Origin of the sequence: Hyphococcus sp. (assembly GCF_965228385.1) — a bacterium.
Classification (GTDB): domain Bacteria; phylum Pseudomonadota; class Alphaproteobacteria; order Caulobacterales; family Parvularculaceae; genus Hyphococcus.
In genome coordinates this window covers 1,291,093-1,315,843 of the sequence record NZ_OZ245810.1, presented here as the reverse complement: position 1 = coordinate 1,315,843, position 24,751 = coordinate 1,291,093, and the positions used below count along the sequence as shown (strand labels likewise).

Annotated in this window: 18 protein-coding genes; 15 read left to right on the top strand and 3 right to left on the bottom strand. The window is 58.1% G+C overall.

The window, feature by feature from the left end:
- Nucleotides 1-412 precede the first annotated feature (412 nt).
- The 3 genes from rplK (at nucleotide 413) to ACQK2Q_RS06195 (ending at nucleotide 2,688) form a co-directional block, all read left to right on the top strand.
- The gene (rplK, locus tag ACQK2Q_RS06205) at nucleotides 413-841 is read left to right on the top strand and encodes a 50S ribosomal protein L11 (RefSeq protein WP_425408873.1); all 429 of its coding nucleotides are present in this window, start codon (nucleotides 413-415) and stop codon (nucleotides 839-841) included.
- Between the two features lie 5 nt (nucleotides 842-846).
- The gene (gene rplA / locus ACQK2Q_RS06200) at nucleotides 847-1,545 is read left to right on the top strand and encodes a 50S ribosomal protein L1 (protein WP_425408872.1); all 699 of its coding nucleotides are present in this window, start codon (nucleotides 847-849) and stop codon (nucleotides 1,543-1,545) included.
- Between the two features lie 189 nt (nucleotides 1,546-1,734).
- On the top strand, nucleotides 1,735-2,688 hold the full coding sequence (locus ACQK2Q_RS06195; protein WP_425408871.1) for a hypothetical protein: 954 nt from the start codon (nucleotides 1,735-1,737) through the stop codon (nucleotides 2,686-2,688).
- On the opposite strand, the gene ACQK2Q_RS06190 is transcribed toward ACQK2Q_RS06195, so the two are convergent.
- Together ACQK2Q_RS06190 and ACQK2Q_RS06185 are read right to left on the bottom strand one after the other, a co-directional pair.
- Nucleotides 2,685-3,455, bottom strand: a complete 771-nt coding sequence (locus ACQK2Q_RS06190) for a copper resistance protein B (protein ID WP_425408870.1) — start codon at nucleotides 3,453-3,455, stop codon at nucleotides 2,685-2,687. The genes ACQK2Q_RS06195 and ACQK2Q_RS06190 overlap by 4 nt on opposite strands.
- Nucleotides 3,452-5,332 (bottom strand): copper resistance system multicopper oxidase, encoded by a 1,881-nt coding sequence (locus tag ACQK2Q_RS06185; protein WP_425408869.1) that lies wholly within the window; start codon nucleotides 5,330-5,332, stop codon nucleotides 3,452-3,454. The genes ACQK2Q_RS06190 and ACQK2Q_RS06185 overlap by 4 nt, the downstream gene beginning before the upstream one ends.
- A 78-nt stretch (nucleotides 5,333-5,410) precedes the next feature.
- On the opposite strand from ACQK2Q_RS06185, the gene ACQK2Q_RS06180 reads away from it, so the two are divergent.
- From ACQK2Q_RS06180 to rpoC, 7 genes are all read left to right on the top strand, one after another.
- Nucleotides 5,411-5,686 carry a metal-sensitive transcriptional regulator gene (locus ACQK2Q_RS06180; RefSeq protein WP_425408868.1) on the top strand — a complete coding sequence of 92 codons (276 nt, stop codon included), beginning with the start codon at nucleotides 5,411-5,413 and terminating at the stop codon, nucleotides 5,684-5,686.
- 89 nt (nucleotides 5,687-5,775) lie between these two features.
- Nucleotides 5,776-6,399: a class I SAM-dependent methyltransferase gene (locus tag ACQK2Q_RS06175; RefSeq protein WP_425408867.1), complete on the top strand. Its 624-nt coding sequence runs from the start codon at nucleotides 5,776-5,778 to the stop codon at nucleotides 6,397-6,399.
- A 407-nt stretch (nucleotides 6,400-6,806) separates the two neighbouring features.
- Nucleotides 6,807-8,150 carry a DEAD/DEAH box helicase gene (locus ACQK2Q_RS06170; protein ID WP_425408866.1) on the top strand — a complete coding sequence of 448 codons (1,344 nt, stop codon included), beginning with the start codon at nucleotides 6,807-6,809 and terminating at the stop codon, nucleotides 8,148-8,150.
- Nucleotides 8,151-8,499: 349 nt separating this feature from the next.
- Entirely contained in the window at nucleotides 8,500-9,012 is a 513-nt protein-coding gene (rplJ, locus tag ACQK2Q_RS06165; protein ID WP_425408865.1) for a 50S ribosomal protein L10, read from the top strand.
- Nucleotides 9,013-9,064: 52 nt separating this feature from the next.
- Complete coding sequence (rplL, locus tag ACQK2Q_RS06160; RefSeq protein WP_425408864.1) at nucleotides 9,065-9,442, top strand: 50S ribosomal protein L7/L12; 378 nt, start codon at nucleotides 9,065-9,067, stop codon at nucleotides 9,440-9,442.
- Between the two features lie 402 nt (nucleotides 9,443-9,844).
- Entirely contained in the window at nucleotides 9,845-13,924 is a 4,080-nt protein-coding gene (rpoB, locus tag ACQK2Q_RS06155) for a DNA-directed RNA polymerase subunit beta (protein WP_425408863.1), read from the top strand.
- A gap of 75 nt (nucleotides 13,925-13,999) precedes the next feature.
- On the top strand, nucleotides 14,000-18,256 hold the full coding sequence (gene rpoC / locus ACQK2Q_RS06150) for a DNA-directed RNA polymerase subunit beta' (RefSeq protein ID WP_425408862.1): 4,257 nt from the start codon (nucleotides 14,000-14,002) through the stop codon (nucleotides 18,254-18,256).
- A gap of 89 nt (nucleotides 18,257-18,345) precedes the next feature.
- Here the strand turns inward: rpoC and ACQK2Q_RS06145 are convergent, their stop codons facing one another.
- A complete protein-coding gene (locus ACQK2Q_RS06145; RefSeq protein WP_425408861.1) occupies nucleotides 18,346-19,614 on the bottom strand; it encodes a glycosyltransferase family 4 protein in 1,269 nt (422 codons plus the stop codon).
- Nucleotides 19,615-20,085: 471 nt separating this feature from the next.
- Between ACQK2Q_RS06145 and rpsL the strand changes: the two genes are divergently transcribed.
- From rpsL to rpsJ, 5 genes are all read left to right on the top strand, one after another.
- The gene (gene rpsL, locus ACQK2Q_RS06140) at nucleotides 20,086-20,457 is read left to right on the top strand and encodes a 30S ribosomal protein S12 (protein WP_274492805.1); all 372 of its coding nucleotides are present in this window, start codon (nucleotides 20,086-20,088) and stop codon (nucleotides 20,455-20,457) included.
- A gap of 11 nt (nucleotides 20,458-20,468) precedes the next feature.
- Nucleotides 20,469-20,939 carry a 30S ribosomal protein S7 gene (gene rpsG / locus ACQK2Q_RS06135; protein ID WP_425408860.1) on the top strand — a complete coding sequence of 157 codons (471 nt, stop codon included), beginning with the start codon at nucleotides 20,469-20,471 and terminating at the stop codon, nucleotides 20,937-20,939.
- 28 nt (nucleotides 20,940-20,967) lie between these two features.
- Nucleotides 20,968-23,046, top strand: a complete 2,079-nt coding sequence (fusA, locus tag ACQK2Q_RS06130) for an elongation factor G (RefSeq protein WP_425408859.1) — start codon at nucleotides 20,968-20,970, stop codon at nucleotides 23,044-23,046.
- Nucleotides 23,047-23,141: 95 nt separating this feature from the next.
- Nucleotides 23,142-24,317 (top strand): elongation factor Tu, encoded by a 1,176-nt coding sequence (tuf, locus tag ACQK2Q_RS06125; protein ID WP_425408858.1) that lies wholly within the window; start codon nucleotides 23,142-23,144, stop codon nucleotides 24,315-24,317.
- A gap of 119 nt (nucleotides 24,318-24,436) precedes the next feature.
- Nucleotides 24,437-24,748 carry a 30S ribosomal protein S10 gene (gene rpsJ, locus ACQK2Q_RS06120; RefSeq protein ID WP_425408857.1) on the top strand — a complete coding sequence of 104 codons (312 nt, stop codon included), beginning with the start codon at nucleotides 24,437-24,439 and terminating at the stop codon, nucleotides 24,746-24,748.
- Nucleotides 24,749-24,751 lie beyond the last annotated feature (3 nt).

The window sequence follows — 24,751 nt, the reverse complement described above, 5'->3', positions numbered from 1 at the left end:
CGTTTCTCTCTCCCCCGAGCTGTTTAGCGCCTCGCCGTTTTTATCCCCGTTGCGATTGTAATTCGTTAAAATTCGCCTTTAAGGCGAGTGCGAACAAGTGCTTGCATCCTGAACAATGTAAGTTTATAACATCACGAGAGCACGGCGGTTCGCCGGGTTCTCGGTGAAATCAGTAGCGTATTTTGTAAGTTGCGTTTCACGCGGGCGGCCTCAAGTCCCCCATAGAGGCCGCCCGTTTTCTTTTCTCTTTCCTTTCAGTGATTTCGCTCTTGCGAAGAAAGTCTGTCTCCTTTAAGAGTCGCGGCTTCGCGGGAGGTTTTCGGACAAGACCATTTCCGAACCGCACCGCGATCCTTCAGTCGGGCGGCGCCGTTAACTCGGTTCCGCCATCGCAAACGGGAAGGTCAGTAAAATGGCGAAAAAGATTGCAGGCTACCTGAAACTTCAGGTGCCGGCGGGCGCGGCGTCTCCGTCGCCTCCCATCGGCCCGGCGCTTGGCCAGCGCGGATTGAACATCATGGAATTCTGCAAGGCGTTTAACGCCAAGACGCAGGAAATGGAAAAGGGGATGCCCATCCCCACGGTCATCACGATCTTTTCCGATAAGTCGTTCACCTTTGCGACGAAAACGCCGCCCGCGGCTTACTATCTGAAAAAAGCGGCAAAGCTGCCAAAAGGCGGCGCGACGCCGGGTAAAGCAGTGGCGGGTAAAGTCACCAAAGCGCAGTGCCGTGAAATCGCTGAAGCAAAAATGGTGGACCTCAACGCCAACGACCTAGACGCAGCAACGAGCATCATCATGGGTTCGGCGCGCGCGATGGGCCTGGAAGTACAGGAGTAGGGACGATGGCGAAACAGGGAAAAAGAATCCGTAAAGCGCGCGAAGGCGTTGATCGGAACACGTTTCATACGGTTGAAGAGGCGGTGAAGCTGGTCAAGGCGAATGCGTCTGCGAAATTCGATGAAACGATCGAAGTGGCGATGAATCTCGGCGTGGATCCGCGTCACGCCGACCAGATGGTCCGCGGCGTTGTCTCGCTGCCAAACGGCACGGGCCGCGATGTGCGCGTCGCCGTTTTCGCAAAAGACGCGAAAGCAGAGGAAGCAACGAAAGCCGGCGCGGATATTGTCGGCGCCGAAGATCTGATGGAAAAAATCCAGGGCGGTTTCATGGATTTTGACCGGGTCATCGCGACGCCGGACATGATGGCGATTGTCGGCCGTCTCGGTAAGGTGCTCGGCCCCAAAGGCCTGATGCCGAACCCGAAAGTCGGCACGGTGACGCCGAACGTAGCGCAGGCCGTGAAAGATTCAAAAGGCGGCGCCGTTGAATTCCGCGTTGAAAAAGCCGGCATCGTACACGCCGGCGTCGGCAAGGCGAGCTTCGACGAAAAAGCCATCGCAGAAAACGTGCAGGCGTTTATCGACGCCGTCACGAAAGCCAAGCCGTCGGGCGCCAAAGGCAATTACATAAAGAAGATTGCGATTTCTTCGAGTATGGGCCCCGGCGTTAAAATCGATGTGGCCGGCGCGCCCAGCGCGTAAGCGTTTGCGCGAGATCAATCGAAAAACGGCTCCTCAAGAGGGGCCGTTTTTTTATGTTAAGGCAGCCAGTTCTGAATGCTGCGGTACATACTATTTCCATACAAATTGATACAAATTTTGCATTCGCCCGCGCCGGCGTTCTTAAGACATTCCCCGTAAAAACAGGACCGGTAATGTTTTGAGTGTTCTATGCCCGGTCGCAATATCGATATCGCCGCCCTGGTCGATGCAATCAAGAAACGTAACCAGCAGGCGTCAATCCAGACAGTGGTGAAAAAAGGGAAGTCCCCTGCGCTGAGTCTTGCAGCAATTATCGGCGCTTCGCGCGTTTCGGCGGCGGCCAAAGAGCTGGAAGAGGGGGCTTACGATCCGCTGGCCAATCTTCAAATCGTCGACGATTTGGGCGGCCTTGATGAAGCCTGCCTGTCGGCGGAAAAATACGCCGCATATAATTCCCACGATCATAACGGCGCCGCCGAAAGCGGCCGCCATGGCGGCGCATATGGACCGCATTATTTGCACGACCCTTATGCGTCGCGCTTCGACAGCCCTTACGCGCGCGACCACGCAAGCCATCATGACAGACGCGCCACAACGCATGATACGCATGCAGGGACGCATCAAAACCATCGGCCAAACGGTTCGCACGATTCACATTCGACCCATGCGCCGCATTCGGATCATCAAAACCATGGCGGCGGAACAGGTCAGCAAATGCACAACAGTGTGCATGGCCATGGCGAGAAGATGACTTCCGAAAATCACGGACACCACGGCGACACAGGCGCAACCGAATTTGCGGGTCACGCGGGGCATGGCGTGGCGCACGCCGGTCACGACGGTGCGCAGACTGGCCATTCACATCATCAAGCAGCGCATGCAGGACATCAAGGAGTCGAAAGCCATGCGGGCGACGCCGGCAATGAAACGGCGTCCGACGAACATGAGGAAGTCCACGTGGAAGCCGCTCAGGCTGATCATGACCATTCAAAAGAATCTGATGCAGATGATATCGAGATGCTCACGCCCTCGGACGGTGAATACGGACACAGCAGTCACTATCAGCCGCATGGCGTGACGCTCGCCGATCTTTATACGCCGCCGATTGACGATCTCGCGGCAATCTCCGGCCCGTTGATTTAAAACCACGTTCTCACGCCGGCGATGAACGAAACGCTTCTCGGGTCTTCTCCGTCTGCGCGCGCAAAATCGGCGGCGCCGCCGACGGCGCGCTCCCATGAAACACCCACATAAGGTGCAAATTGACGGGTGATCTCGTATCGCAGGCGCGCGCCTGTTTCGATATCGGACAACCCGGCGCCGACGCCGTATTCTGGGATATCCTGCGCGGCGAAATTCAGCTCTGCGCGCGGCTGTAAAATCAATCGTTGGGTAATAAGAAGTTCGTACTCAGTTTCAATGCGCGCTTCGACATCGCCGTCATCGGAGATGAACATCGCGGCGTCGATCTCGAAAAGATAGGGCAGCAATCCCTGCGCACCGACGACCCCGAAAGTGCGGTCGCCGCCGGGCGCGAAATCGTGGCGCACGCCGGCCTGAAGATCGAAATAATCGCTGATCGTGCGGCTCCACAAAGCCTGGACTTCTGCGTCTTCAAATTCTTCCGCGTCGAAATCGAATTCGCCTTCGGTTTTCAGCCAAAGTCGATTTATATCGCCGCCAAGCCAGCCCTGGGCGTCCCACAAAAATACAGGATCGCCCTCATTGCTGCGATACTCCAGCCTTTCGCCTTCCACGTACCAGAAGACCTGCCCGCCATGATGGTCTTGCATGTGCTCGCGCATCTCGTTCATTTTGTGAGCAGTATCCTGGGCCAGCGCTTGAGCAGAGATCGTCATGGCCAGCGATGCAATACCGATAATTCCAATGCAGCCGTTGCGCCGAATCATGACGCGCTCTCCATATGCCCGTCATGTCCGCCATGATCCATTTTATCATGATCTTCAGGCGCGCCCGGTTTCACCGAAACCACCTGCATCATGCCCGCCATCATGTGGTACAGCAGATGACAGTGAAACGCCCAGTCGCCGACGGCGTCTGCGGTGATGTCGACGGAAAGCTTTTCGCCGGGCTTAACGATGATCGTATGTTTTCGCGCCTTCTTGTGGTCGTGATGCGGCTGTTTGACGACATCGAAAAACATGCCGTGCAGATGTATGGGATGAGACATCATCGTGTCATTGACGAGCGTGAGCCGGAGGCGTTCTCCTTCGTGAAAGACAATCGGGTCTTCGACTTCTGAAAACTTCACGCCGTCGAACGACCACATATAGCGTTCCATATTGCCGGTCAGATGGAGTTCGAGTTCGCGTTCCGGGTCGCGCATGTCGGGATTCATGTCGAGCGCGCTCAAATCGGCGTAGGTCAGGACGCGATGCGGCTGGTTTTCAAGGCCGAGCCCCGGTTCATCAAGGCGGCTGAATGGCGTTTCGGCCAGTCCCGCAACGCCTGCGCCGGTTTCATGAGGGTGCGCCTGTTGCACGCCGCCGCCGGACATATCCATCGACGCCATGTCATGATCGTCATGATTCATGGACGCCGCGCCGTGACGATTGTGCTCCATGCCGGTTTGTTCCATCGGCATATTATGGGGCGCGGCGTTGTCATCCGGCCCAGCGGCGCTCATATCGCCATGCCCGCCATGACCGGCCATCGTCATGTCGCGCATGGTGAGGGTGGGGCGCGCGCGCAAGGGCGGAACCGGCGCGGTCAGGCCCATGCGCGGCGACAGCGTGGCGCGGGCGTAGCCGGACCGGTCGATTGATTCCGCCATGAGGGTGTAGGCCTTGTCCGTCTGCGGATGAACGACAACGTCATAAGTTTCCGCGACGCCAATCTGCAACTCATCCGTTTCGACCGGCTGAACATTCAAACCGTCCGCCTGCACGACTGTCATCGGCAATTCCGGCAGGCGCACATTAAAGATTGTCATTGCAGACGCATTGATAATGCGCAGCCGCACACGCTCGCCTGGCTTGAAAAGGCCCGTCCAGTTATCGCCCGGACCATGACCGTTGATAAGATACGTATATGTCTCGCCCGTAACATCGGCGATGTCGGCCGGGTCCATGCGCATGGCGCCCCACATGGCGCGGCCGGAAAGCGCGTCGCCGAAACCGTCCTCTTTTGCGTCGCGAAAGAAATCGACCAGCGTGCGCTTCTGGAAATTATAGTTTTCCGAATGCTTTTTCAGCTTGGCGAAGAGGCGATCCGGATTTTCAAACGTCCAGTCTGACAGAACCATCACATATTCACGGTCATACTGAACCGGGTCGGAGTCTTTGGGCTCAATAATGATCGGTCCGTAATGCCCGGACTGTTCCTGAAGACCGGAGTGGGAGTGATACCAGTACGTGCCGGCCTGCTTGACCGGAAATCGATAGGTGAAAGTGTCGCCGGGTTTCACGCCGGGAAAGGACAGTCCCGGCACGCCGTCCATTTCCGGCGGCAGCAATATGCCATGCCAGTGGATGGAGGTGTCTTCATCAAGCCCGTTCAGGAGATGCAGCGTAACGTCTTCGCCCTCGCGCCAGCGCAACAACGGGGCGGGCAGATGGCCGTTAATCGTGACGGCGCGTCCGCCTCGGCCATCGATGACGGTGCGGCTGCGGCCGGCCTTGAGGTGAAATTCATTGCCCGAAAGCGCCGACAGGCCGGTCATATCGTTCGCCGCGCCGGCGCGCGCCCATGCGGGAAGGGCGAATTGGGAAACAGCGCCTGCGCCCATGGTCCCAGCGCCGGCTAAAAGCTGGCGTCGATCAAGCATATTTTTCACCGTAAGCTTCACAAATCCCGAAGGACGACATACATACCCCTATAGGGTATTTCAAGTCACGGTTCCGATATGACGGATTGCAATAAACCATCAACGCTGAAACGGCTCAGCCGTATCGAAGGTCAGGTGCGCGGCGTTGCGCGCATGGTTGAGGAAGAGCGCTATTGTATAGACATTCTGCATCAGGTGCAGGCTGTCAAAGCGGCGCTGTCGAAAGTCGAGGACGCAATCCTTTCCGATCACGCCGCGTCCTGCGTGGCTGAAGCAATTGCTTCCGGCAGTGAAGCGGACCAGCGGCAAAAATTCAGCGAACTGGTCGGGTTGTTTTCCAAAGTGAAACGGTGAGCCCTTTCTGACGGCGCCTTTTGGTCTTACCGTTGCAAGGCGCGCGCTTTGTTGTAATAGCTTGCCGGCGCGTCACGTCAGAGGAAACAATGCCCCGACTGGAAACAGACCTGCATTTGAAAATGCTGGAGCAGGGAAAACGCAAATATAAGGACAGGCCGATTTACGGCCTTCACTGGGGCGATCCGGAAGTGCACGGGGTCCTCGCCAATGTCCGCGACCGGTGGATAGTGCCTTATGTGGATGCTGAAAAGACCTGCGTTGAGATCGGCGTCGGGGGCGGGCGGTGGACGCGTTATCTCACCGGCTTCAAGAAAGTATACGCTGTCGATTATCACGAAGAGATGTTTGCGGAACTGAAGAAAACCGTGGACGCGCCGAATATCGAATATGTGAAGAACAACGGCGATGATTTTCCCGGCGTCGCGCCTGGTTCAGTCGACTATCTTTTCACTTTCGGCACCTTCGTTCATATCGATCTCGATATTATTGAGCGATATCTGGAAAATATCCGGAAAATTCTGAAGCCCGACGCCCGCGCCTTTATTCAGTATTCCGACAAAACAAAAGAACGCGCGAAGCAGAATGAACATTTTTCTATCAACACGCCGGGGATCATGGTCCCCCTTGTTGAGTCGAAAGGCTTCAAGGTGCTTGAAGAAGAGCGCGAAAACCTGAAAAACGCCTCTTGCATTTTCATCAAGCCGGTCTGAGCGCCTCTGACAACGCCAGCGCAGGCGGTCTCTTCCTCCGCGCCGTTTCCAACATGTTAACCCTGACGCATTAGTCCTTGACATTAAGCCTGCGGCGGCTGATATGCCGTTTGACCAGTCGCATGGCTGCCGCGTGAGCAGCCCGCACCGATAAGCAAAAACAAGCATGGTGCAATAACAGACAATGCGGATTTCCCGCATCGCCGAGGCGGCAGGATAATCAAAGTTCCCAAATCACGCGGGGTGCTGACGATCTGACGGCCTGACGGGACAATACGGTCCGGGGTCAGTTCAGAGCGCAACCGCGAAGTCGATCGTCACAGGGCGCAATCCTCCGGGATGCGCGTTCCGACGGTTTATGTATGAAAATATCGGCGCAGTGTTGCGCCCAACAGAAAGTATTTGTTTTGACTCAATTCGAAGCCCTCGGGCTTTCCACGCCCGTTCTCAAATCCATTGCGGCCCTTGGTTTTGATCAACCAACGCCCATCCAGCAGAAGGCGATTCCGATTGTCCTTGAAGGCAAGGACGTCATGGGGCTCGCCCAGACGGGCACCGGCAAGACCGCCGCCTTCGGACTGCCGCTGGTCAACCATCTTCTCGCCACGCGCGGCAAGCCGGCGCCGAAAACCGCGCGCTCGCTGATCCTCGCCCCGACGCGCGAGCTCGTGAACCAGATCGCCGAGAACCTGAAACTCTTCACAAAGGGCACGCCCCTGCGAGTGGAGTGCGTAGTCGGCGGCGCGCCGATCAACCGGCAGATCCGTAATCTCGGCCGCGGCACGGACATTCTCGTGGCGACGCCGGGCCGTCTCCTCGATATTGTCGATCGCAAAGCGGTGTTTCTCGATACGGCGACATTTCTGGTGCTGGACGAGGCCGACCAGATGCTGGACCTCGGGTTTATTCATTCCCTGCGCAAGATCGCGAAACTCTTGAACACCGGGCGCCAGACCATGCTGTTCTCGGCGACAATGCCGCGCCAGATCGAGGAATTGTCTCGCGCATATCTTACCGATCCGGTGCGCGTTGAAACAGCGCCGTCGGGACGCGCCGCCGATAAGGTGACGCAGTGCGTGCACTTTGTTGAAAAATCCGGCAAGGCGGCGCTCCTCAAGACATGTCTGGCCGAACGCCCCGGCGATCTATCGCTCGTATTTTCACGCACCAAGCACGGCGCTGAAAAGCTCATGAAACAACTCGTCGCCGCTGGCCTGCCCGCCGCGTCGATCCATGGCAACAAAAGCCAGAGCCAGCGCGAGCGCGCCATCAAGGCGTTTAAAAGCGGCAAGACGCGCATTCTCGTCGCCACTGACGTTGCGGCGCGCGGCATCGATATTCCGGGCGTTACCCATGTCTATAATTTCGACTTGCCGGAGGTCGCAGAAAATTATGTGCACCGTATCGGCCGCACAGCCCGCGCCGGCGCTGAAGGCGAAGCCATAGCGTTTTGTTCGTCCGAGGAAATCGGGCTTTTACGTTCGGTCGAGAAGTTGATGCGCGTCAGCATCAAGGTTGAAAGCGGCGATGCGCCGGCGGAAAGCCGCGGCGCCCGGAACGGACGGGGGCGTTCATTCAGCAGGAACAAAAAGCCAGCCGGTAAGCGTCAGCGCGCACAACGCGCCCCGCAGGGGCAAAAGAGCGACCGGGACGCACGGCAGAATGCTAAGTCCGGCGCCAGCGCCGACAAGCCGGGGCGCGGCAATTTCAAAAAACGCCGCCGTTCCCGCAAAAACTTCGCTGCGGCCTAGAATGCGGGCTTGCAATCTGAAGAAGAGGCGGTATGACACCGCCTTCGCCGTTCACGGGGTTGATCCTCGCGGGCGGCGATACCTGTCCGAGACTGCGGGTGCGGAGCAATTCGCTTAATCTCCCGCATAGACAGAGGGATAAGGATCAGCCGGTCGTTCCTTTTGGAAAGCCGGCCATGTCCATAAGACCTTCTGGGGCAGGCTCCGGGCGATATTTCGCGGGGAGCCTTTTTGGTTCTCACCTGAAATTCGTCCTGTTAAGCCCTCCGCCCGTTACGGGCGGGGATTTTAGGGGCCTGACATCACGGCTGGTGATGACAGGCCTTGTTTGAACCGAAGGGACTGCCTCATGGACAGAACCCAAAAATCGGAAGTGGTCGAGTGGATCGGCGGCGTTTTCGATTCGAACTCGGTTGTCGTGGTGGCGAATGGCGGCCTTAGCGTCGCTGAAATGGAAGGCTTGCGTGCGGAATTGCGCGAAGCCGGCGCCAGCATGAAAATCGTCAAGAATCGCCTCGCCAAGATCGCGATCTCCGGGAAGCCGAGTGAGAAACTCACCGATCTTTTCCAGGGACCGACCGCGATTGCGTTTTCTGAAGACCCGGTCGCAGCGGCGAAAGCCGTGAAAAAATTCGCCAAGGAGAATGAGAAACTCACCATCCTCGGCGGTTCGATGGGCGAAGAAATTCTCGATGTGGCCGCAGTGGAAGCGCTTGCCTCCATGCCGTCCCGCGAAGAGCTTCTGGCCTCCATCGTCGCGACCATTACCGCTCCGGCTGCGAATATCGCCGGCGCTATTGGCGCTCCGGCGTCCAATATTGCGGGCATTCTTGAGACGCTTGAGAATCGCGAAGCGGCGTAATCGACCACAACGAATTTTGCTAATCCAACCAATCAACTAGGAACTAAAGACAATGGCTGATCTGAAAAAACTTGCTGAAGAGCTTGTCGGCCTGACGCTTCTTGAAGCGGCTGAGCTGAAAAACATTCTTAAAGACGAATACGGCATCGAACCGGCTGCGGGCGCGGTGGCCGTTGCGGCCGGTCCGGCTGCGGGCGGCGGCGAAGCGGCTGAAGAAAAAACCGAATTCGACGTTATTCTCGTCGAAGCCGGCGACAAGAAAATCAACGTGATCAAGGAAGTCCGCGCGATCACAGGACTTGGCCTGAAAGAAGCCAAGGACCTCGTCGAAGCCGGCGGCAAAGCGGTTAAAGAAGGCGCGGCGAAGGCCGAAGCCGAAGAAATCAAGAAAAAGCTGGAAGACGCCGGCGCCAAAGTCGAACTCAAATAGTTCCGGCATTGATTCAACTGAACAAAACGCCGTCGCGGACTGGTCGCGGCGGCGTTTTTTCTTGTTTCCGCCGCGCCGCCAGTAACAGGCGAATAGGCGGCGGGGAAAATTTGTGATAAGGTGTCGCAGCCTTGTTAAAAACAATTAGGCGATTTTTTTGCATTGAGGGGGGTTGCAGCCGCATCCCGGCGCGCCTAATACACTGTTTCGCCGCCGACGGTAGTCCGCCGGCGGTTTCAGGCTTTGCGGCGACGTGCATCGGTTAATCGAGATTTAAATTTAGTCATCCGCGACCCGCGGTCGTTCATGTCCGACCGGCGGTCGTTTTCGCGTCTTCATTAACCCTGTCTGAAATGGCGGGGCCAAAGCGCATCGGACTGACTTCCGTTTATGAGGATAGAAATGGCGCAATCCTTCGTTGAGAAGAAACGCATTCGCAAAAATTTCGGCCGCATTGGCGATGCGGCGCCCATGCCGAACCTGATCCAGGTTCAGAAAGATTCCTACGAGCAGTTCCTGCAGCGCTTTGTAAAGCACGAAGACCGCGCAATTGACGGGCTCGAGGCTGTCTTCCGGTCAGTTTTCCCGATTTCGGATTTTACCGAAACGGCGACGCTGGAATATGTTTCCTACGAATTCGAAGACCCGAAATACGACACCGAAGAGTGCCAGCAGCGCGATATGACATACGCAGCGCCGCTCAAGGTGACGCTGCGCCTGATCGTTTTTGAAGTCGATGAGGAGACCGGCGCCAAATCCGTCAAGGATATCAAGGAGCAGGAAGTCTACATGGGCGACATGCCGCTCATGACGGATAACGGCACGTTTATCGTCAACGGCACGGAGCGGGTGATCGTTTCCCAGATGCACCGTTCACCGGGCGTCTTCTTCGATCACGACAAGGGCAAGTCGCACTCTTCCGGCAAGCTCCTGTTCGCCGCGCGCATTATTCCCTATCGCGGCTCATGGCTCGATTTTGAATTCGACGCCAAGGATATCGTCAATGTCCGTATCGACCGGCGCCGCAAGCTGCCGGCGACGACGCTGCTCTATGCGCTCGGCATGGATCAGGAAGAAATCCTCGATGAATTCTACGACCGGGTTTCCCACAAGAAGATCAAGGACGGCTGGACCATGCCGTACAATCCGGAACGCTGGAAAGGCGTGAAGGTTGACCGTGATCTGATCAACGCCAAGAACGGCGAAGTTATTCTCGAAGCGGGTAAAAAGCTTTCCGCCCGCGCCGCCAAAAAGCTCGCCGAGGACGGCGTCAAGGATCTGCTCCTCAGCGACGAGGAAATGATCGGCCGCTTTTTCGCGTCCGACCTTGTCAATTTCGACAATGGCGAGATTTTCGCCGAGGCGGGCGAGGAAATTACAGCCGAGCATCTGGAGACGTTCGAAGAGATCGGCATTAAATCCTTCGATACGATCGACGTCGATCACATCAATATTGGCGGTTATGTCCGTAACTCGCTGAACGCCGACAAGAACCGCAACCGCGACATGGCGCTGATCGATATTTATCGCGTTATGCGTCCGGGCGAGCCGCCGACGCTCGAAACTGCGGAAGGGCTTTTCTACTCGCTGTTTTTCGATCCGGAACGCTATGATTTGTCATCCGTCGGCCGGGTGAAAATGAACATCCGTCTCGGTTTCGAGACGGAAGACTCTCTGCGCACGCTGCGCAAGGAGGACATTCTTTCAGTGCTGAAAACGCTCGTGAATCTGCGCGACGGGCGCGGCGACATCGACGATATCGACAATCTCGGCAACCGCCGCGTGCGTTCGGTCGGCGAGCTCATGGAGAACCAGTACCGCATCGGCCTGTTGCGCATGGAGCGCGCCATCAAGGAGCGCATGTCGTCAGCCGAACTCGACACGCTGATGCCGCACGATCTGATCAACGCCAAGCCGGCGGCGGCGGCGGTGCGCGAGTTTTTCGGCTCGTCGCAGCTTTCGCAGTTCATGGACCAGACGAACCCGCTATCCGAGATTACGCACAAGCGCCGTCTTTCGGCGCTTGGCCCGGGCGGGCTGACGCGCGAACGCGCCGGCTTTGAAGTGCGCGACGTCCATCCGACGCATTATGGCCGCATCTGTCCGATCGAGACGCCGGAAGGCCCGAATATCGGTCTCATCAACTCGCTGGCGACGCACGCTCAGGTCAACAAATACGGCTTCATCGAAAGCCCGTATCGCCGCGTTATCGACGGCAAGGTGACCGACGACGTCATCTATCTTTCCGCCATGGAAGAGCAGCGCTTCGCCATCGCCCAGGCCAACGCCGAGGTGAGCGAAGAAGGCAAGCTGATGAACGAGTTCGTCAACTGCCGCGTCGGCGGCGACGCGACGCTCGTCCCGCGCGAGGACGTGTCCTATATCGACGTTTCGCCGAAGCAGCTTGTTTCCGTTGCGGCGGCGCTGATCCCGTTCCTTGAGAACGACGACGCCAACCGCGCGCTCATGGGCTCGAACATGCAGCGTCAGGCGGTGCCTTTGCTGCAGGCCGAGGCGCCGTTTGTGGGCACCGGCATGGAAGGCATTGTTGCGCGCGATTCCGGCGCTGCTGTGGCGGCGCGCCGTCCCGGCGTTGTGGAGCAGGTGGACGCCCAGCGCATTGTTGTGCGCGCCACGGAAGAAAAAGACCCGACAAAGCCCGGCGTCGATATCTTCAACCTGCGCAAGTTCCAGCGTTCCAACCAGAACACCTGTATCAACCAGCGCCCGCTCGTGAAAATCGGCGATGTCGTGCGCGAAGGCGATATCATCGCCGACGGCCCCTCCACGGATCTGGGCGAACTGGCGCTCGGCAAGAATGTGCTCGTCGCCTTCATGCCCTGGAACGGCTATAATTTCGAGGACTCGATCCTGATCTCTGAGCGCATCGTGCGCGACGACGTCTTCACGTCCATCCACCTTGAAGAGTTTGAGGTGATGGCGCGCGACACCAAGCTGGGCCCTGAAGAGATTACCCGCGACATTCCGAACGTTTCGGAAGAGGCGTTGCGCAATCTCGACGAGGCGGGCATCGTCGCCATCGGCGCGGAAGTGCATCCCGGCGACATTCTGGTCGGCAAGATTACGCCGAAAGGCGAGTCGCCCATGACGCCGGAGGAAAAACTCCTGCGCGCGATCTTCGGCGAAAAAGCCTCCGACGTTCGCGATACGTCCCTGAAACTGCCGCCGGGCGTTGCAGGCACGGTTGTTGAGGTTCGCGTCTTCAACCGCCACGGCGTCGACAAGGACGAGCGCGCCATCGCCATCGAGCGCGAAGAGATCGAGCGTCTCGCTAAAGACCGCGACGACGAACTCGCGATCCTCGAGCGCAACATCTATGGCCGCCTGAAGCCGCTGCTGCTCGGCAAGGACGCTGTTTCCGGGCCGAAAGGCTTTGAGAAGGGCGCCGTTACCGAGGAAGTGCTGGACGGGCAGCTTTCGCGCGGCCAGTGGTGGAAGATCGGCGTCGCCGACGACGCCGTCATGGCCGAAATCGAAGCGCTGAAAAAACAGTATGACGAATCCAAGTCGCGTCTCGAAGCCCGCTTCGAGGACAAGGTCGACAAGCTGAAGCGCGGCGACGAGCTGCCGCCGGGCGTCATGAAGATGGTGAAAGTCTTTGTCGCCGTGAAGCGCAAGCTGCAGCCGGGCGACAAGATGGCCGGCCGTCACGGCAACAAGGGCGTGATCTCCAAGATTGCGCCCATGGAAGACATGCCGTTCCTTGAAGACGGAACGCCGGTCGATATTGTTCTCAATCCGCTGGGCGTGCCGTCACGCATGAATGTAGGGCAGATCCTCGAAACCCATCTCGGCTGGGCGTGCCGCGGTCTTGGCCACCAGATCGGGCAAGTGCTCGAAGAGTGGGATGCGGGCTCCAAAACCCGCGACGACCTCGTCAATCAGTTCAAGGACGTCTATGGCGAGGATCAGGTCCTGCCGCGCTCCAACGAAGAGTTGAAAGAGCTTGGCCAGAATTTGATCCGCGGCGTGCCGATTGCGACGCCCGTCTTCGACGGCGCCAATGAAGAAGACATTCTTGAAATGCTGAAGCGCGCCGGGCTCGACTCATCGGGACAGGTGACGCTTTATGACGGGCGCACCGGCGAGACGTTCAACCGCAAGGTGACCGTGGGCTACAAGTATTTGCTGAAGCTGCACCACCTTGTCGACGACAAAATCCACGCGCGCTCCATCGGCCCGTACTCGCTCGTCACCCAGCAGCCGCTGGGCGGCAAGGCGCAGTTCGGCGGCCAGCGCTTCGGCGAGATGGAAGTCTGGGCGCTCGAAGCCTACGGCGCGGCCTACACGCTGCAGGAGATGCTCACCGTGAAGTCGGACGACGTCGCCGGCCGAACGAAAGTTTACGAGGCGATCGTCCGCGGCGACGACAGTTTCGAAGCGGGCATTCCCGAAAGCTTCAACGTGCTCGTGAAAGAAATGCGTTCGCTCGGCCTTAACGTTGAGCTTCAGAACGGGTGACGCAGATTGCGTTACCCGCTCACTGTTTTTGTTTCTTCGCGGACTGATCACCCGCAACCGAATTGAGAGGCCTACATGTCACAGGAACTGCTGAACGTTTTCAACCCGACTGCGCCTGCGCAGACGTTCAACAAGATCCGCATTTCCCTTGCGAGCCCGGAGAAAATTCTCTCCTGGTCGTTCGGCGAAATCAAAAAGCCTGAAACCATCAACTACCGCACTTTCAAGCCGGAGCGGGACGGGCTTTTCTGCGCGCGCATCTTCGGTCCGGTGAAGGACTACGAGTGCCTGTGCGGCAAGTACAAACGCATGAAGTACAAAGGTATCGTCTGCGAAAAGTGCGGCGTTGAAGTCACGCTCACCAAGGTCCGACGCGAGCGCATGGGCCATATCGAACTGGCTGCCCCGGTCGCGCATATCTGGTTCCTGAAATCGCTGCCGAGCCGCATTTCGCTGATGCTCGACATGACGCTGAAGGATGTCGAGCGCGTGCTTTATTTCGAGCAGTATATCGTCATCGAGCCGGGGCTGACGGCGCTGACGCCGAACCAGCTTCTGACCGAAGAGGAGTATCTCCAGGCGCAGGAAGAATACGGCGAGGACTCGTTCACCGCCGGCATCGGCGCCGAGGCGATCCGCGAGATCCTGACGAATATCGATATGGAAGCGGAGACCGAAAAGCTCCGCGTCGAGATCGCCGAGTCCACGTCCGAGCTTAAAACCAAGAAATACGCCAAGCGCCTGAAGCTGATCACGGCGTTTCTCGAATCCGGCAACCGGCCGGAATGGATGATCATGACGGTTGTGCCGGTGATCCCGCCGGAACTCAGGCCCCTGGTGCCGCTTGACGGCGGACGTTTCGCGACGTCGGACCTTAACGATCTCTATCGCCGGGTCATCAACCGCAACAACCGCCTGAAACGCCTGATCGAATTGCGCGCGCCGGACATCATCGTGCGCAACGAAAAGCGCATGCTGCAGGAATCCGTCGATGCGTTGTTCGACAATGGCCGTCGCGGGCGCGTCATCACGGGCACCAACAAGCGTCCGCTGAAATCGCTCTCCGACATGCTGAAAGGCAAGCAGGGCCGCTTCCGCCAGAACCTCCTCGGCAAGCGCGTCGACTATTCGGGCCGTTCGGTGATCGTTGTCGGCCCGGAACTGAAACTCCACGAATGCGGCCTGCCGAAAAAGATGGCGCTGGAACTTTTCAAGCCGTTCATCTATTCGCGCCTCGACGCGAAGGGGCTTTCCGCCACGGTCAAACAGGCAAAGAAACTCGTGGAAAAGGAACGCCCGGAAGTCTGGGACATTCTCGACGAAGTCATTCGCGAGCATCCTGTTCTGCTCAACCGCGCGCCGACGCTGCACCGTCTGGGCATTCAGGCGTTCGAGCCGAAACTGATCGAAGGCAAGGCGATCCAGCTGCACCCGCTGGTCTGCACCGCGTTCAACGCCGACTTCGACGGCGACCAGATGGCTGTTCACGTGCCGTTGTCGCTGGAAGCGCAGCTTGAGGCGCGCGTCCTGATGATGTCCACCAACAACATCCTGTCGCCCGCCAACGGCAAGCCGATCATCGTGCCTTCGCAGGATATCGTTCTCGGTCTTTATTACATCACCATGGAAAAAGAAGGCGAGCCGGGCGAGGGCAAAATCTTCGGCACGATCGACGAGATCGAGCACGCGCTCACCGCCGGCGTCGTCACCCTGCATACGAAAATCAAAGCGCGCTGGAATACGGTCGACGAGAACGGCTCGCCGGTGACGGAAATCGTCGATACGACGCCGGGCCGCATGAAGGTTGCGCAGGTCTTACCGCGCAATTCAGATGTGCCGTTCTCGGTGATCAACCAGCTTCTGACCAAGAAAACCATTCAGGGCCTGATCGATATCGTCTACCGCCATTGCGGTCAGAAAAAGACGGTGATCTTCGCCGACCACATCATGGATCTCGGCTTCAAGGAAGCTTGTAAAGCCGGCATTTCCTTCGGCAAGGACGACGTTGTTATTCCCGAAGCGAAGAAGCATCTCGTTGAGGAAACCCGGAATCAGGTTTCCGAATTCGAGCAGCAATACGCTGAAGGCCTGATCACGCGCGGCGAGAAATACAACAAGGTCATCGACGCCTGGGCGAAGTGTACGGACAAAATCGCCGACGCCATGATGGTGGAGATTTCGGAAACGAAATTCGATCCGGAGACCAAGCGCCAACTCGAGCCGAATTCAATCTACATGATGTCGCATTCAGGCGCGCGCGGGTCGCCGACCCAGATGCGCCAGCTCGGCGCCATGCGCGGCCTTATGGCGAAACCGTCCGGCGAGATTATCGAAACGCCGATCACCTCGAACTTTAAAGAGGGTTTGACCGTGCTTGAGTACTTCAACTCGACGCACGGCGCACGGAAAGGTCTTGCGGATACGGCCCTGAAAACGGCGAACTCCGGTTACCTGACCCGCCGTCTCGTGGACGTCGCGCAGGATTGCATCGTGCGCGAGCCCGATTGCGGCACCACCAACGGCATTACAATCGAAGCTGTAGTGCGCAGCGGTGAAATTGTCGTGCCGCTGTCGCAGATTATTCTCGGCCGCACGCTGCTCGAAGACGTCAAACATCCGTCCACCGGCGAGACCGTCGGCAAGGCGAATGACGAAGTCGATGAGGCGCAGGCCGAGGAAATCGAGGGAACGGGCGTCCAGAAAATCCGTGTGCGTTCTGTCCTGACCTGCGACAGCAAGGTCGGCGTTTGCGCCAAGTGTTATGGCCGCGACCTTTCGCGCGGCTGCCCGGTCAATATTGGCGAGAGCGTCGGCGTCATCGCGGCGCAGTCCATCGGCGAGCCGGGCACGCAGCTCACCATGCGGACTTTCCACGTGGGCGGCACGGCGCAGGTCGGCGACACCTCCTTTATCGAGGCCAGCCATGAGGGCGTCGTCAAGCTTGAAGGCGGCAGCGTTCTGAAGAACTCCGACGGCGATCTCATTGTCATGGGCCGCAATACGCTCGTGAAAATCGTTGATAAGGACGGCAAGGAACACGCGTCCTACAAGGTGTCTTACGGTGCGAAATTGCGGGCCGGCGAGGGCGACAAGGTCACGCGCGGCCAGCGTCTCGCGGACTGGGACCCGTACACCCTGCCGATCCTCACCGAAGTCGCCGGCAAGATTAAGTTCGAAGATCTGCAGGAAGGCTTTTCCATGCAGGTTGTCGCCGACGAGGCGACCGGCATCGCGAGCCGGGTTGTCACGGACTGGCGGGCGAACCCGCGCGCGGCCGATATGAAACCCGCTATTGCGATCCTTGACGACAGCGGCGAGCCGAACAAGCTCTCAACCGGCTCTGACGCACGCTACATGCTGCCGGTGGACGCTATTTTGTCGGTTGAAGACGGTGAAGACATCCGTCCGGGCGACGTGCTGGCGCGTATCCCGACGGAAGGCGCCAAGACCCGCGACATCACCGGCGGTCTGCCGCGGGTGGCGGAGCTGTTCGAAGCGCGCCGTCCGAAAGACCACGCCATCATCGCCGATGTGGACGGCAAGGTTGAGTTCGGCCGCGACTACAAGAACAAGCGCCGTATCAAGATCATTCCTACGGATGAAAGCCTTGAGCCTTCCGATTATCTCGTCCCCAAAGGCCGCCATATTGCGGTTCAGGACGGCGATTTCATCGCCAAGGGCGAATATCTGATGGACGGCAACCCGGCGCCGCATGATATTCTGGCGATCATGGGGATTGAGGCGCTCGCCGACTTCCTCATCGATGAGATCCAGGAAGTCTACCGCCTGCAGGGCGTGCCGATTAACGACAAACACATCGAGGTGATTGTCCGGCAGATGCTGCAGAAGGTGGAGATCACCGATCCGGGCGAGTCTCTGTTCCTGAAAGAAGAGCAGATCGACAAGCTGGAATATGAAGAAACCAACGCCAAGCTTGAAGATCAGGGCAAGCGCCCGGCGCAGGCCGTGCCGGTGCTTCTCGGCATCACCAAAGCCTCTCTGCAGACGCGGTCGTTTATTTCCGCCGCCTCCTTCCAGGAGACGACGCGCGTTCTCACCGACGCCGCCGTCAACGGCAAGATCGACGCGCTCGAAGGCCTGAAAGAAAACGTCATTGTCGGCCGTCTTATTCCGGCCGGTACCGGCGGGGCCATGTCGCGTCACCAGGTCGAGGCGGAACGCCGCGACGAAGTCCTGCTTGAGGAACGCGCCAAACGCGCCGGCGTCTCCGATGCGCCAGCGCTTGAAGGGCCGAGCCAGCCGGAACCGGAAACCGAATGCGAAGCGTCCGCTGACGAAGAAGAAAAGGTCGCTCAGGACGCCGCTGAATAAGCTGCGTTCTTGCAATCAAACATGAAGACGCCGCTGTCCTAGTGACAGCGGCGTTTTTTTGTTTGAGGCCCCGCCGCTAAGACGCCGGATCAATCGCCCGCCGCTTCGACCATCGCCTGGTAGAGATAAGACCCCCAGGATTGTTCGCGTTTGAAAAAGTTCCGGCTTTCCGCGAGCGCCAGCCTTGCGCGGTCCAGTTGAAAATCCCGGTCCTTCAAAAAAAGATCGATGGAAGCGGTTAAGCCTTCCACGCTGTCAGCCTCGTAAACCTCGCCGGATTGCGGCAGCAGGTAGGAGGCGGGAACAGCGGTGCTCATCACGGAAGGCACGCCGTAAACAGCCGCTTCGATCACCACGAGCGCCAGTCCTTCCTTGAAGGCGTTGCGCGTCGGGCAGACGACCAGATAAGTGTCCTGCAACTGCGCGAAGACGTCTTCAGCGCTCAGCCTGCCCAGATAACGAACGCGCGGGTCGCCCATAGCGGATATCGCTTCGCCCAGCGCGCCGGCGCCGTGCCCGTCGCCTGCGAAAACAAGCTCGATATCGTCATAGGTATCGCAGAGATTTTTATAAGCCGCGAGCAGATCGAAGACGCCCTTGGCTTTCTCGGTGCGGCCGAGATACAAAAGTTTGCGTTTTCCGTCGCGCCGTTGCGGTTCGCGTTGAAAGCCGGGAACGCGCTGTTGCGGCATGTTCCGGAACGTTTTGATCTCGCCATTGGTTAATTCCTGAAACTGGCGTTCGCATTCCAGCGACGTGCAAAGCGCGGCGTCCACGCTTTTCAGCCAGCGCCGCCGGCCTGCATTGGCGAGCATTTCCTTGCGGTCCAGCGCCGCGGCGCCCTTGGTCCAGAAGGTATTGTGAAGCGAGAAAATGAGCTTCGCGCCGCCGGCTTTCAAAAGCGGCAAGCCATAGCCCGGAAAATCCGTACAGGCGACGACAAAGTGCGGCGAGAACTTGCGGATTTCGGCCAGGGCGTGCTTGATGCGCCGGGCGCTCGTCCAATAGTACCGCGCCGCATTGCCGCCGCGCGCGCGGGGTATGTAATCAAAGCGCACATCGCCTTCGTCATGGGGCGCGCGGCCGGGCTGTACATCGGCTACAAGCTGGCAGCGCGCCGAAACCTTCCGGCACAGTTCATAATACATCGCCGTTTTGGCGACTGTCGGCACGCGCGGGTCGAGTTTTCCGTCCAGCCAGTACTCATAGGTGCCGTGCACGTCGCCCGGGCCTGTAATGTAGGAAATCCGGAGGTCGTCGTCTGGCTTCAACCCTATCAGCCGGCGCAATTCGGCCCCGGCGTCGTCGGGGACGACAACGAGGCCGGTAATTTCATCGGACACAGTTTGCGCAAGCATGGATTTCAGGCCTTTTCGTCACGGCGGGAACCCGCTGACGGGCGATATGTTCCGAGCCTAGGGTCGAGAGCTTAAAGGCCGGCAAACAAGTAGCGGTTTTTAATGCCGTTTTTTGCGCCAAAACAAGGCGGAAAGCCTGAAAATCATCTGTGAAAACAGGATCGGCGCCGCGGATACCGGCCCTGAAGAACCAAATCGAAAAAAAGAGTGATATATCGCTGAATATTAGCGCGAACATATTGACCCATACGATTCGCACAGTTATGTCTCGCGCCGCTGAATGGCTGGCCGTCAGGATTCCTCGCGGAAACACACTGAAACGCAGCCGCTTTTAGCTGAAGACAGTATGATTTTTCGAGCGGCGTTCCGCCAGACGGGGCTCCGCTTGTTCGCGTCATGGAAATGCGTTCCCTGACGCGTTGAAGTTTTAAGGGTTGGCGCCCGCGAGAAGCGAAGCCGGAGATTAGGTGAATGCCGACGATACAACAGCTTATCCGCAAGCCGCGGAAACCAAAGCGCGCCATTAACAAGGTGCCGGCTTTGGAAGGTAACCCGCAAAAGCGGGGCGTGTGCACGCGGGTTTATACAACGACGCCGAAAAAGCCGAACTCGGCCTTGCGGAAAGTCGCAAAGATTCGTCTGACCAACGGCTATGAGGTCATCGGGTATATTCCGGGCGAGGGCCACAACCTGCAGGAGCACTCGGTCGTGCTGATCCGCGGCGGCCGCGTGAAAGACCTGCCGGGCGTCCGCTACCACATTATTCGCGGCGTGCTCGACACGCAGGGCGTGAAAGACCGCAAGCAGCGCCGTTCGAAATACGGCGCCAAGCGTCCGAAGTAAGGGATTAACAGATGTCACGTCGTCACCGCGCAGAAAAACGCGTCGTTCATCCGGATCCGAAATTCGGGGACAAGACCGTTTCGAAATTCATGAATTACGTCATGGTCGACGGCAAAAAGCCGGCGGCTGAGAAAATTGTCTACGGCGCCTTCGACAAGATCGAGGAAAAACTGCGCCGTCCGCCGGTCGACCTGTTCAAGGAAGCGCTCGACAATGTTACGCCGGCGATCGAGGTTCGCTCCCGCCGCGTCGGCGGCGCGACGTATCAGGTGCCGGTTGAAGTGCGGCCTGACCGCAAGCTGGCGCTGGCGATGCGCTGGATTATTTCTGCGGCGCGATCGCGCAATGAAACGACAATGGTCGACAGGCTTTCCAATGAGCTGATGGACGCCGCGCAAAACCGCGGCTCGGCCGTGAAGAAACGCGAAGATACGCACAAGATGGCCGAGGCCAACCGCGCGTTCTCGCATTATCGCTGGTAACGGATTTTAAGGGTAAAGGCTCGCTGTCATGTCGCGCACGCATAAAATTGAGGATTATCGGAACTTCGGCATCATGGCCCATATCGATGCGGGCAAGACGACGACGACCGAGCGCGTCCTTTATTATACAGGCAAATCCCACAAGATCGGCGAAGTCCATGACGGCGCCGCCACGATGGACTGGATGGAGCAGGAGCAGGAGCGCGGCATTACGATCACGTCCGCGGCCACGACCTGTTTCTGGAATGACAAACGCCTGAACATTATCGACACGCCGGGACACGTTGACTTCACGATTGAGGTCGAGCGTTCCCTGCGCGTTCTTGACGGCGCTGTTGCGCTGCTCGACGCCAACGCCGGCGTGGAGCCGCAGACCGAAACCGTCTGGCGTCAGGGCGACAAGTATCACGTGCCGCGCATGTTCTTCATCAACAAGATGGATAAGCTGGGCGCTGACTTTTATTATTCGCTCGACACGATCCACAGTCGCCTTGCTGCGAAGACGGTCGTCTTGCAGTTGCCGATCGGCGCTGAGAACGACTTCAAGGGCGTTGTCGATCTCCTCAAGATGAAAGCGATCATCTGGGAAGAGGAAGGTCTTGGCGCGGCGTTTCATGAAGAAGACATTCCCGCGGATCTCGTGGAAAAAGCGAACGAGTATCGCGAAAAAATGATTGAGACTGTCGTCGAGATCGACGAAGCGGTCATGGAAGCCTATCTCGAAGGCGACGAGCCGGATGTGGACACGATCAAGCGCCTCGTTCGCAAAGGCACCTGCGCGGTTGAATTCCACCCCGTGCTGTGCGGCTCTGCGTTCAAGAACAAGGGCGTTCAGCCCATGCTCGACGCGGTTGTGGATTATCTGCCGAGCCCGGTTGAGGTGCCTTCGATCAAGGGGCACCTGCCGGACTCTGAAGAAGAAGTGACGCGCAAGTCGTCCGACGACGAGCCGCTGTCCATGCTGGCTTTCAAGGTGATGAACGACCCGTTTGTCGGTTCGCTGACTTTCTGCCGGATTTATTCGGGTAAGCTGGAAGCCGGCACGCAGGTGATGAACACCGTTAAGGGCAAAAAAGAACGCGCAGGCCGGATGCTGCAAATGCATTCCAACAGCCGTGAAGAGATCAAGGAAGCCTATGCGGGCGACATCATCGCCGTGGTTGGTCTGAAAGATACGACGACGGGCGACACGCTTTGCGATCCGCAAAAGCCGGTGGTGCTGGAGCGGATGGAATTCCCTGATCCGGTTATCGAACTGGCGGTTGAGCCGAAAACCAAGGCCGACCAGGAGAAAATGGGCATAGCGTTGCAGCGTCTTGCAGCCGAAGACCCGTCCTTCCGCGTTTCCACGGATGAAGAGTCCGGCCAGACGATCATCAAGGGCATGGGCGAATTGCACCTCGACATTCTGGTTGATCGCATGAAGCGCGAGTTCAAGGTTGAGGCCAATATCGGCGCGCCGCAGGTGGCGTATCGCGAAACGATCACGAAAAACGCTGATATCGACTATACGCACAAGAAACAGTCCGGCGGTTCGGGTCAGTTCGCGCGCATCAAGTTCCGCGTCATTCCGCAAGAACCGGGAACGGGCTATGAGTTCGAAAGCCAGATCGTTGGCGGTTCGATCCCGAAGGAATATATTCCGGGCGTCGAAAAAGGCATCAACTCGATCCGCGAAACGGGTCTTCTGGTCGGCTTCCCGATCCTCGACTTCAAGGTCGAGCTTTATGACGGCGCTTTCCACGATGTGGACTCCTCAGTGCTGGCTTTTGAAATCGCCGCCCGCGGCGCTTTCCGCGAGCACAAGTCCGATCTGGGGCTGGCGCTTCTTGAGCCGGTGATGAAAGTCGAGGTCGTCACGCCGGAAGAGTACACCGGCACGGTGATCGGGGATCTCAATTCCCGCCGCGGTCAGATCCAGGAGCAGGAGATGCGCGGCAATGCGAACGTGGTCCACGCCATGGTCCCGCTCGCCAACATGTTCGGCTACGTCAACAACCTCCGATCCGCTACTCAGGGACGGGCGAACTACACCATGCAGTTCGACCATTACGAACGCGTCCCAAAGGCAGTGGAGGAGGAGGTGAAGGCGAAACTGGCGGGCTAGCCAAATCGCCAAGAGATGTCCTCCTCCAGAATTATCTGAAGGTGGTTGGAATTAAAAAGAGTTAACTGAGACGTCAAAAGACGGAGAGAAGTGAAATGTCGAAGGAAAAGTTTGAACGTACAAAACCGCACGCCAACATCGGCACCATCGGTCATGTTGACCATGGCAAGACGACGCTGACGGCGGCGATCACGAAATATTTCGGCGATTTTAAAGCCTATGACCAGATTGACGCCGCACCGGAAGAAAAAGCGCGCGGCATCACGATCTCCACGGCGCACGTCGAATATGAAACCGACGGACGCCATTACGCCCACGTCGATTGTCCTGGACACGCCGACTATGTGAAGAACATGATCACCGGCGCAGCGCAGATGGACGGCGCGATCCTGGTTGTGAACGCAGCCGACGGCCCGATGCCGCAAACGCGCGAGCACATTCTGCTGGCCCGTCAGGTCGGCGTTCCGGCTATTGTTGTTTACCTCAACAAGGTCGATCAGGTTGATGACGAAGAGCTGCTAGAGCTTGTTGAAATGGAAGTTCGCGAACTTCTGTCTTCGTATGAGTTCCCTGGCGACGATATTCCGATCATCAAGGGTTCGGCGCTTGCTGCGCTGGAAGGCCGCGACGAGAATATCGGCGAGAATTCCATCAAGGAACTGATGAAGTCGGTTGACGAATATATTCCGACGCCGGACCGTCCGGTGGACCAGCCGTTCCTCCTGCCGATCGAGGACGTGTTCTCGATTTCCGGCCGCGGTACAGTTGTAACCGGCCGTGTTGAGCGCGGTGTTGTGAACGTTGGCGACGAACTTGAAATCGTCGGCATCAAGGATACGAAGAAAACGACCTGCACGGGCGTTGAAATGTTCCGCAAGCTCCTCGACCGCGGGGAAGCAGGCGACAATGTCGGCGTTCTTCTGCGCGGCATCGAGCGCGAAGGCGTTGAGCGCGGACAGGTTCTGTGCAAGCCGGGCTCCGTTACGCCGCACACGAAGTTCGTGGCCGAAGCCTACATTCTGACGAAAGAAGAGGGCGGGCGCCACACGCCGTTCTTTTCCAACTACCGTCCGCAGTTCTATTTCCGCACGACCGACGTGACCGGCGTCGTGACGCTTAAAGAAGGCACGGAAATGGTCATGCCGGGCGACAATGCAGAGCTCAATGTCGAGCTGATCGTGCCGATCGCCATGGAAGAGAAGCTCCGCTTCGCTATCCGTGAAGGCGGCCGTACGGTTGGCGCCGGTATTGTTGCGAAGATTGTAGAGTAGAAGACTGAATGAAGAGCGCGGGCCGGCCCCAATCGGCCCGCGCTTTCGACTCTGAAGATAAGACCTAAGACGTTTTAAACCGACCGAAGCGTTAGACCGGAAAGCAAAGCGAACTAAACATGCAACAGAATATCCGCATCAGACTTAAAGCGTTTGATCATCGCGTGCTCGACGCTTCGACGCTGGAGATCGTCAATACGGCGAAGCGCACGGGCGCCAATGTGCGCGGGCCCATCCCGCTGCCCACCCGGATTGAGCGTTACACCGTGAACCGGTCTCCGCATGTAAACAAGAAAAGCCGCGAGCAGTTCGAGATGCGCACGCACAAACGCATGCTCGATATCGTCGATCCGACGCCGCAAACGGTTGACGCGCTGATGAAACTCGACCTCTCGGCTGGCGTCGATGTCGAAATCAAGCTTGGCGCATAGGGA

Excerpts from the sequence above, each read along its gene's own strand:
- fusA (WP_425408859.1), top strand. The coding sequence starts at position 20,968 with ATGTCGCGCACGCATAAAATTGAGGATTATCGGAACTTCGGCATCATG.
- ACQK2Q_RS06190 (WP_425408870.1), bottom strand. The coding sequence starts at position 3,455 with ATGATTCGGCGCAACGGCTGCATTGGAATTATCGGTATTGCATCGCTG.
- ACQK2Q_RS06175 (WP_425408867.1), top strand. The coding sequence starts at position 5,776 with ATGCCCCGACTGGAAACAGACCTGCATTTGAAAATGCTGGAGCAGGGA.
- rplJ (WP_425408865.1), top strand. The coding sequence starts at position 8,500 with ATGGACAGAACCCAAAAATCGGAAGTGGTCGAGTGGATCGGCGGCGTT.
- ACQK2Q_RS06195 (WP_425408871.1), top strand. The coding sequence starts at position 1,735 with ATGCCCGGTCGCAATATCGATATCGCCGCCCTGGTCGATGCAATCAAG.
- tuf (WP_425408858.1), top strand. The coding sequence starts at position 23,142 with ATGTCGAAGGAAAAGTTTGAACGTACAAAACCGCACGCCAACATCGGC.
- ACQK2Q_RS06145 (WP_425408861.1), bottom strand. The coding sequence starts at position 19,614 with ATGCTTGCGCAAACTGTGTCCGATGAAATTACCGGCCTCGTTGTCGTC.
- ACQK2Q_RS06180 (WP_425408868.1), top strand. The coding sequence starts at position 5,411 with ATGACGGATTGCAATAAACCATCAACGCTGAAACGGCTCAGCCGTATC.
- rpsJ (WP_425408857.1), top strand. The coding sequence starts at position 24,437 with ATGCAACAGAATATCCGCATCAGACTTAAAGCGTTTGATCATCGCGTG.
- rpoC (WP_425408862.1), top strand. The coding sequence starts at position 14,000 with ATGTCACAGGAACTGCTGAACGTTTTCAACCCGACTGCGCCTGCGCAG.
- ACQK2Q_RS06185 (WP_425408869.1), bottom strand. The coding sequence starts at position 5,332 with ATGCTTGATCGACGCCAGCTTTTAGCCGGCGCTGGGACCATGGGCGCA.
- rplK (WP_425408873.1), top strand. The coding sequence starts at position 413 with ATGGCGAAAAAGATTGCAGGCTACCTGAAACTTCAGGTGCCGGCGGGC.
- rpoB (WP_425408863.1), top strand. The coding sequence starts at position 9,845 with ATGGCGCAATCCTTCGTTGAGAAGAAACGCATTCGCAAAAATTTCGGC.
- rplA (WP_425408872.1), top strand. The coding sequence starts at position 847 with ATGGCGAAACAGGGAAAAAGAATCCGTAAAGCGCGCGAAGGCGTTGAT.
- rplL (WP_425408864.1), top strand. The coding sequence starts at position 9,065 with ATGGCTGATCTGAAAAAACTTGCTGAAGAGCTTGTCGGCCTGACGCTT.
- rpsL (WP_274492805.1), top strand. The coding sequence starts at position 20,086 with ATGCCGACGATACAACAGCTTATCCGCAAGCCGCGGAAACCAAAGCGC.
- rpsG (WP_425408860.1), top strand. The coding sequence starts at position 20,469 with ATGTCACGTCGTCACCGCGCAGAAAAACGCGTCGTTCATCCGGATCCG.